Origin of the sequence: Halomonas caseinilytica, from assembly GCF_001662305.1 — a bacterium.
Taxonomy (GTDB): domain Bacteria; phylum Pseudomonadota; class Gammaproteobacteria; order Pseudomonadales; family Halomonadaceae; genus Halomonas; species Halomonas caseinilytica.
This window is the reverse complement of record NZ_BDEP01000019.1, coordinates 70,648-79,127: the sequence shown is the minus strand read 5'-3', so window position 1 is coordinate 79,127 and position 8,480 is coordinate 70,648. Positions and strand designations below refer to the sequence as shown.

Genomic DNA, 8,480 nt, shown 5'->3' with positions numbered 1-8,480 from the left:
CCGCCATGGCGGGGCCTTCTCGCGACAGTTCGGGGCGGTCTCAGGCGGAGACGACGCTCACGAACTTGCGATTCTTCGGACCCTTGGTCTCGAACTTGACCACGCCCTCGTCCAGAGCGAACAGGGTGTAGTCCTTGCCGATCCCGACACCGGCGCCGGCATGGAACTTGGTGCCACGCTGACGGACGATGATGTTACCCGGGGAAACGGCCTGGCCGCCGAACAGCTTGACGCCGAGGCGCTTGGATTCGCTGTCGCGACCGTTACGGGTAGAGCCCGCTGCCTTCTTGTGAGCCATTGCAAATACCTCGCTCGTTCAGGGGACTGACCGCTTACGCGGAGATCCCGGTGATCTTGACTTCGGTGAACCACTGACGGTGGCCCTTGCGCGTCATGCTGTGCTTGCGGCGACGGAACTTGATGATCTTCACCTTCTCGCCACGGCCGTGAGACACGACCTCGGCAGACACCTTGGCACCCTCGACGTTCGGCGCGCCAACCGTGACGTCGTCATCGTTGCCCACCAGCAGCACTTCGTCGAACTCGACGGTGTCGCCGGTCGGCACTTCCAGCTTCTCGAGCTTGAGCGTCTGGCCTTCCTGAACGCGGTATTGCTTGCCACCGCTCTTGATAACTGCGTACATGTTTCTCTCTCCAGGACTCATCGGGAGTTGGCTCTTCGTCGACCTGCTTCGAGTGGCACCCCTCTTGGCACCATCTGACAGGGAGCGAGATGAGTGGGTCGCGGATTATAGCGGCGAAGCTGCCAACATTCAACAACACCTGCGCCTCGCCATCGCCACGCCCCGGCCCAAAGAGGCGCTGGCACGCTTGACGCCCCTCAGGGGGGCCCATAGCATGGCCGACAATTCGGTCAAACCTCGACCACCCACTACGTCTCATCGATATCGCCTTCATGCCAGCCACCACCGCGCCGACACAGCTCACCACCCCCGACACGCCGATCCACGCGGTGGTGGCCGAAGACTTTGCCGCCGTCAACCGCACCATCCAGACCCAGCTTGCCTCGCGCATCCCACTGGTGGAAGCCATCGGCCAGTACATCGTCGACAGTGGCGGCAAGCGCATGCGCCCTCTGCTGGTGCTACTGGCCGCGCGCTCCCTAGGCTACGAGGGCAACCAGCACGTGACGCTGGCCACCCTGATCGAGTTCATGCACACCTCGACGCTGCTGCATGACGACGTGGTCGACGAATCGCACATGCGCCGAGGCCGGGCCACCGCCAACGACGCCTGGGGCAACGCCCCCTCGGTACTGGTGGGCGACTTCCTCTATTCGCGCTCCTTCCAGATGATGGTCGGGGTCGGCTCCATGCGCATCATGGAAGTTCTCTCGGCGGCCACCTGCACCATCGCCGAAGGCGAAGTCCAGCAGTTGACCAACGTCGGCAACCCGGATGTCGATGAAGCGGCCTACTTCGAGACCATCCAGGGCAAGACCGCCATGCTGTTCGAGGCGGCCTCGCACTGCGGCGCCATCGTCGCCGACGCCACCCCGGAGCAGGAAGCCGCCCTGCAGGCCTACGGCCGCTATCTCGGCCTTGCCTTTCAACTAGTCGACGACCTTCTCGACTACCAGGGCGACGCCGACACCATGGGCAAGAACGTCGGTGACGACCTGGCCGAGGGCAAACCCACCCTGCCGCTGATCCAAGCCATGGCCGTCGGCACAACCGAACAGGCCAAGGTGATCCGCCAGGCCATTCGCCAAGGTGGCCTCGAACGGCTCGACGAGGTTCTGGCCATCGTCCACGACACCGGCGCGCTGGACTACACCCAACGCCGCGCGGAGGAAATGTCGACCAAGGCCCTGGCCCAGCTCGCGGCCCTGCCGCCCTCCGTCTTCCGCGACAGCATGGAGCAACTGGCACACCGCGCTGTGGACCGCCGTACCTGACCATCGGCACGACAGCTGGCATGCTCATGGGGCTTGCACGCCCCGCTCGTTTACGTATAATACGCATCCGTTGTCGCCCGCAGGGCTCGACATCGGAGTATAGCTCAGCTTGGTAGAGCGCTGCCTTCGGGAGGCAGAGGTCGTAGGTTCGAATCCTGCTACTCCGACCAAGAACATCAGTAAAAACGGCCACTTGCCTCATCAGAGCGGTGGCCGTTTTTTATTGCTCGCTGTTTTCTCACTCACGCCCCCTGCTTTACTCTCCCCAAAGGCGCCTCGAAGTGCCTGGCGTCGTTCTATGCCTCCTCATGACAGGGACAGGGAGGCAAGCCCGAAATCGCTCACCTCCCCGCACGCTCACTTACCGGCAACTGGCGCCGCATGTGCCCGAGCACTGGAAAGATGCACACGGCGCAGCTTGACGTTGTCACCGACCAGGTGTCGCTGCAGCTCCTCAAGCGAGACATTGCGCGTTTCCGGCATCAGGAACAGCACGAACACCAGCTGCAGCAGCATCATGACGGCGAAGAAGGCGAACACCGGGCCGCCGCTGAAGGTACCCAGCACCCAGGGCATGACCAGCGTGATCAGGGCCGCAAAGATCCAGTGAACCGAGCTGCCGAAGGATTGACCACGAGCACGCACATGGTTGGGGAAGACCTCGGCAATGAACACCCAGATCACCGCGCCCTGGCTGATGGCATGAGCGGCAATGAACAGGCCGAGCAACAGCGGTACTTCGATGCCACCCAGCGCATCGGTGAAGAAGGCTCTCGAAATCAGTACCAGGGACAGCAAATAACCGGCAGAGCCGATGAAAAGCAGGGTGCGCCGCCCGAACCTGTCGATCAAGGACATGCCGACCATGGTGAAGACCAGGTTGACCAGACCAATACCGGCCGTCGACAGCAGCGCCGCCTGACTCTCCAGCTCAGCGGCCTCGAGCACTCGAGGCGCATAATAGATGATGAAGTTGATGCCGGAGAGTTGATTGAAGAAGGCAATCAGGAAAGCCAGCAGGATCGGCAAGCGATAACGGCGCGAGAAGAACCTGGCATGCGCGCTGCGCTCCTCGTCCTCGGCAGCACGAATCGTGGCAATCTCCGCGTCAGTATCCGCCTCGGGATTGATCAGGCGCAGCACGCGAGTCGCCTCCGCGACATCGTTGCGCTTGAGAATCAGCCAGCGCGGGCTACGCGGCACTCGCGTGATCATCAACGTATAGAGCAGGGCCGGCACTGCCTCGATGCCAAGCATCCAGCGCCAGGCATCCTCGGCGACCAGACTGCCGATAATGTAGTTCGAGATGAACGCCATCAGGATGCCGAAGACGATATTGAACTGATACATGGCGACCAGCAGGCCGCGATGCTTCGGTGGAGCGATCTCGGAGATGTAGGTGGGGGCAGCCACCGAGGAGATACCCACACCGATGCCGCCGAGCAGTCGGAATAGGGCGAACAGCACCGGATCCGACACTACCGCGGAGCCCACGGCGGAGACCAGGTAGAACACACCGATGATGAGCAGGGTGGCGCGACGGCCAAAGGTGTCGGTGGGCCAGTTGCCGAAGATGGCGCCCAGCACGGTGCCCCACAGGGCCATGGACATGATCAGCAGGCCATGCTGGAGATCACTGAGTCCCCAGAGCGCCTGGATGGGCTTGTCGGCGCCCGAGATCACCGCCGTGTCGAAGCCGAACAGGAAACCGGCCAGGGCCACGGTGATCGACCATTGCACGATACGCGTCATTGTCATTGTCCTCTTCTTCTCAAGGCATTGGCGATCTAAGTGAATCGATTCATCGAATAACTGAAAAATCCAACAGGCATTGAACCAAGCCAATAGGTGAATCGTGTCAGCTAAAGGCCATTACAGCAGCCCCGGCCGCGAAGTGCGCTCGAACTTTGGTATGAGAAGCATGCAGGAACATGAACGCCGCCTGTCGCCAGGCGGCTGGATACAGCTCTGATGATATTTGGCATCAACAACCAGCAAAACGATGACGAAATTCATCAACAGTTCCGCCATCAACCACCAATAGGCGACATTAACACTAAGTTTCAACAAGTTATAAAACACACCGAAGTGGCACATCTCTTGCTACATCGCTCCAGGGACTGGCGCTTATCAATGCGCCGGAAACTGGCCTTCGATACCAACAAGAGATAGCGCCCATGCACGTCAGTAGCTTCAAGACCGCCCATCGCCTGATTACCGGCCAACAGGCCTTGCACGAACTTCCCTCTCAGGCCAGCAAGCTTGGCATGCAAAAGCCACTGCTCGTCACCGACCGTGGCGTACGCGAGTCGGGCACCCTGGATCTCGTGACGTCCCGAATGAAGGATCTGGATTACGCCATCTACGATCGCGTGCCGCCTGAACCGGAAATCGAGATCGTCGAGGAATGCACCCAGGTCTTTCGACATGGGGGACATGACGGCTTGATCGCCGTCGGTGGCGGAAGCGCCATGGATATCGCAAAAAGCGTGTCCGTTTATGCCCGGCACAACAATGCCCTGGAAACCTTGTTCGGCGAGGACAAGGTCGAATCATCGCGAGTGCCTCTGATCGCCCTTCCTACAACTGCCGGCACGGGCTCCGAAGTCACCAACATCGCCATCCTCGCCGACAACCAGCAAGGCACGAAGCGCGGTATCGTCAGCGACGACTTGCTGCCCGACGTTGCCCTGGTGGCCCCGGAAATGACAGTGAGCTGCCCGCGCTCGGTGACCGCCGCCAGTGGTGTAGACGCCCTCGTTCACGCCATCGAGGCTTATCTTTCGAACTTCGCCAGCCCCTTGACCGATGCATTGGCGCTCAAGGCCATGACGCTGATCGTCAGGGCCCTGCCCAAGGCATTCGCCAACCCGAACAACCTCGCCGCACGCGAAGACATGGCCACCGGCAGTCTGATGGCAGGGCTGGCCTTCGGCAATGCCGGCGTCGGTGCCGTACATGCCCTGGCCTACCCCCTGGGTGGCCGTTACCACCTGGCCCACGGCGTGAGTAACGCCTTGCTATTGCCGCATGTCATGGCCTGGAACAAGCTGGCCTGCGTCGAACGCTTCCACGATATCGCTCATGCCTTCGACGAACCGTGCCGAGGCCTGTCTGCCACCCAGATCGCCGATAACGTCATCGCGCGATTGCACCGATTGTGCCGTGACGTCGAGATTCCAGCACAACTGCGGGCATTCGATATCCCTGAATCCACCCTTCCCGAACTGGCCGAAGCAGCCAGCCAGGTCGAGCGCCTTCTGCGCAACAATCCTCGCGTCCTGAGTCGTGACGATATCGAGCAGATCTACCGCGCTGCCTATTAGGCATTTCCTGCCTTGATAACAACACCAATAGTGGAGATACGCCATGAATCAATGGAAACAGCGTGCCGAAGGCGCGGAAACCCCTTATATCGCTCTGGGGCCTTTCAAGCTCCGCCTTCCCTTCCTTCATTATCGCTTCGAGTTGCCCGACTATCTTCAGGGGCTATTGATGTGTGCGGTGGACCTGGCTGCCATCCCCTTGATGACGGAACTGCTGGGCATGCCCTTCGAGGCGGCACTTGCCATCGTGATGCTGAACGGGGTGCTATATCTCCTGCACCACCTGTTTGGCGATCCTGTCGTCCCCGGCTGGATCACGCCAGCCATCCCTTTGCTGATGGCTTACGTATCGACGTTTCCCGAAGGTGAAGCCCGGGTCCATGCATTGATCGCCTTCCAGATGATGCTGGGGATCCTGGCCCTTTTCCTCGGGCGAACAGGACTGGCAGCCAGGGTAGTGAGTCTCATCCCCTCCGCCATCAAGGCCGGTGTGATCATGGGCGCCGGTCTGGCCGCCATCGTGGTGGTCTTCGACGAGGGAGGGCGTTTCTCGCAATATCCCTTCACCATCAGCATCGCCGTAGGCCTGGCCTTCTACCTGATCTTCTCTCGCCACTTCGCCCAACTGAAAGCAAGTGGCGGAGCCTGGGCCACGCTCGGCAAGCTCGGCATTTTCCCCATCATCGTCCTGGCCATCATCATCGCACCACTCTTCGGTGAAGCGCCCTGGCCCAACGTGGAGTGGGGGTTCAGCCAACCCGACTTCGCGCTGATGTTCAGCGAGTACACCGTCTTCGGTGTCGGACTCCCGCCGCTGTCGATGTACGTCACTGCCATTCCCACTGTTCTTGCTGCCTATATCGTACTGTTCGGCGATGTACTGCAAAGCAAGGCCCTACTCGACGAAGCCGACGACATGCGACGCGATGAGAAAGTCGATTACAACCCCGACCGCGCTCACATGATCTTCGGTGGACGCAATCTCGGCATGAGCGTGCTTGGCCCTGATGTGGTGATGTGTGGCCCGCTCTGGGCTGCCATGCAGGTAGTGGTCACCGAACGCTACAAGGAGGGCAAGGCCGCCATGGACTCGATCTTCGGCGGTTCGGGCTCGTTCCGCTGGGGCACCAATACCGGCCTGCTGCTGCTCCCCATCGTCAGCCTGGTACAGCCGATTCTCGGCATTGCGCTGGCACTTACCCTGTTGATCCAGGGCTATGTCAGCGTGCGCATCGGCATCATGGAAGCGCGCAGCCAACGCGACCTGGGGATCGCCGGCGTGATTGCCGCCGTGCTGGTCATCAAGGGAGCCACCTGGGCCTTTGCGGTCGGCGTATTGCTGTGCCTGCTGATCTACGGTCGCCGTTTCTTCTCGGGAGAAAACGATGGCACCTTCGCCAAGGATCTGACCAGAGACACCACGCCCCAACGTCCCGTCTCCGACTCAACCAAGAGTCTACATGAGTCCGATGCCTCGCTTGACGTACATTGAGGCAACGCCCGTCGGCCCTCCCGACGGGCGCCTTTACCGGAGGCAGGACATGCGGCACATCAGGGAAACTCAGAGCATGGCGGAAGTCCGGCCACTCTTCGAGCAGCAGGACGTCGGCGCTGTCGAAGTATTCGACGACGTCGGCCAGGCCATTGGCGTGCTGACCCAGACCGATGTCGACGCCGCCGTTCGGGAGGCCAGGCTCGAGAACCAGGTTGGTGAATGCCTGCGCTATCGCGTTACCGGCGATTCCCCCTCGCTCGACATCGCCGATGTCTCGAGCCACGGCTTCGATCACGAACCATTGCGCTCGGTGCTGAATGCCTTGCACGACGGGGTCTACATCACCGACGCTCGAGGGATCACGGTCACCGTCAACACGGCCTATGAGCGTCTCACCGGAATTCGGCGCGATGACGTGGTGGGCCGACACATGGCCGACCTGGTCAAGGCCGGCTACATCTCGAAATCCGTGTCGCTGGAAGTGATTCGGGAACGTCGCCCCATCACCCTGGTGCAGAGTATCCGCGACCACGACAAGATCCTCGTCAGTGGCATGCCCTTGCTCGATAACGAGGGGGCACTACGCTATGTGATCACCAGCGTCCGCGACGTCACCGAACTACTGCGCGCCAAGCATGCCCAGGAACAGCTCGCACAGATTCGCCGCATGCGCGAGGCCTATGATGTGGATGTCAGGATCGACGACCAGCCACCGTGGTTGATCGTCAGCCCCCAATCCCGAGCGTGCTATGCACTGGCCAGGCGTATCGCCCCCACGCAGGTCAAGGTATTGATCCAGGGAGAAACGGGCACGGGCAAGACACTACTGGCTCGCTATATCCATCAGCATAGCGAACGTGCCGAGGGACCGTTTCTCGAGCTTAACTGCACTGCCATGCCAGAGGGGCTGCTCGAAGCCGAGCTCTTCGGCTATAGCCCGGGCGCCTTCACCGGGGCCGCGCCTCGCGGCAAGCAGGGCCTATTGGATGTTGCCCACGGCGGCACCCTGCTGCTCGACGAGATCGGCGACCTCCCCCTGGCCTTGCAGGCCAAGTTGCTCAAGGTCGTCGAGGAAAACCGCTTCCTGCCGGTCGGCGGCACCGAATTTCGCCATGCCAACATCCGACTGATCTGTGCGACCCACCGCGACCTGCAACAACAGGTCCATCTGGGCCAGTTCCGCGAGGACCTCTATTATCGTCTCAGCGTCGTGCCCCTGACACTACCTCCCTTGCGCGAACGCCGAGAAGAAATCATTCCCCTGCTCAATCATTACCTGGAGCACTTCAACCAGCGCCACCATCAAGATCGATGCTGGCACCCCGAGAGCCTCGAACTTCTCGCCGGCCATGACTGGCCCGGCAATATCAGAGAGTTGATCAATCTCACGGAACGCCTGGTGGTCAGCGCCACCGAGCAGGAAATCACGCCGCACGGCTTGCCCCATGTTCCCGCTTCGCGCGAGAGACCCGATTCACCGGCCATCGGCGGCGGTTCCCTGCGAGAACAGGTCACAGAACTGGAACGCCAGTTGATCGAGACGGCGCTAGCCACCCATGGCACGACTCGTGCGGCTGCCGCAGCCCTCGGCATCGACCAGTCGACGCTGGTCAAGAAGACCCGGCGCTGGCGCTGCTCACGCTCTGCCTGAGTCCGGCTTCGTGTCAGGCAGATTCGACACCATGTCTCCCAGCTTGATGGACCCGACATATCACTCCGTCTCGATGACGAAGTTTGTGAT

At 61.1% G+C, this 8,480-nt stretch carries 7 protein-coding genes and 1 tRNA gene; 5 read left to right on the top strand and 3 right to left on the bottom strand.

Annotated features, from left to right (window positions below):
- Positions 1-40: 40 nt before the first annotated feature.
- Both rpmA and rplU read right to left on the bottom strand, forming a co-directional pair.
- Entirely contained in the window at positions 41-298 is a 258-nt protein-coding gene (rpmA, locus tag A9O65_RS14155) for a 50S ribosomal protein L27 (protein ID WP_064700186.1), read from the bottom strand.
- Positions 299-332: 34 nt separating this feature from the next.
- Positions 333-644 (bottom strand): 50S ribosomal protein L21, encoded by a 312-nt coding sequence (rplU, locus tag A9O65_RS14150; protein WP_064700185.1) that lies wholly within the window; start codon positions 642-644, stop codon positions 333-335.
- 272 nt (positions 645-916) lie between these two features.
- Here rplU and ispB point away from each other — a divergent pair, with 272 nt between their 5' ends.
- Positions 917-1,918, top strand: a complete 1,002-nt coding sequence (gene ispB, locus A9O65_RS14145) for an octaprenyl diphosphate synthase (protein WP_064700184.1) — start codon at positions 917-919, stop codon at positions 1,916-1,918.
- A 93-nt stretch (positions 1,919-2,011) separates the two neighbouring features.
- Positions 2,012-2,088: transfer RNA gene (locus A9O65_RS14140), tRNA-Pro, on the top strand.
- 187 nt (positions 2,089-2,275) lie between these two features.
- Here A9O65_RS14140 and A9O65_RS14135 read toward each other — a convergent pair.
- A complete protein-coding gene (locus A9O65_RS14135; RefSeq protein WP_254783129.1) occupies positions 2,276-3,676 on the bottom strand; it encodes a sugar porter family MFS transporter in 1,401 nt (466 codons plus the stop codon).
- Between the two features lie 419 nt (positions 3,677-4,095).
- Here A9O65_RS14135 and A9O65_RS14125 point away from each other — a divergent pair, with 419 nt between their 5' ends.
- The 3 genes from A9O65_RS14125 to A9O65_RS14115 all read left to right on the top strand — a co-directional run bounded on the left by A9O65_RS14125 (position 4,096) and on the right by A9O65_RS14115 (position 8,390).
- Entirely contained in the window at positions 4,096-5,244 is a 1,149-nt protein-coding gene (locus tag A9O65_RS14125) for an iron-containing alcohol dehydrogenase (protein ID WP_064702419.1), read from the top strand.
- 43 nt (positions 5,245-5,287) lie between these two features.
- Positions 5,288-6,736, top strand: a complete 1,449-nt coding sequence (locus tag A9O65_RS14120) for a hypothetical protein (RefSeq protein WP_064702418.1) — start codon at positions 5,288-5,290, stop codon at positions 6,734-6,736.
- A 76-nt stretch (positions 6,737-6,812) separates the two neighbouring features.
- Positions 6,813-8,390 carry a sigma 54-interacting transcriptional regulator gene (locus A9O65_RS14115; RefSeq protein ID WP_244534498.1) on the top strand — a complete coding sequence of 526 codons (1,578 nt, stop codon included), beginning with the start codon at positions 6,813-6,815 and terminating at the stop codon, positions 8,388-8,390.
- Positions 8,391-8,480 lie beyond the last annotated feature (90 nt).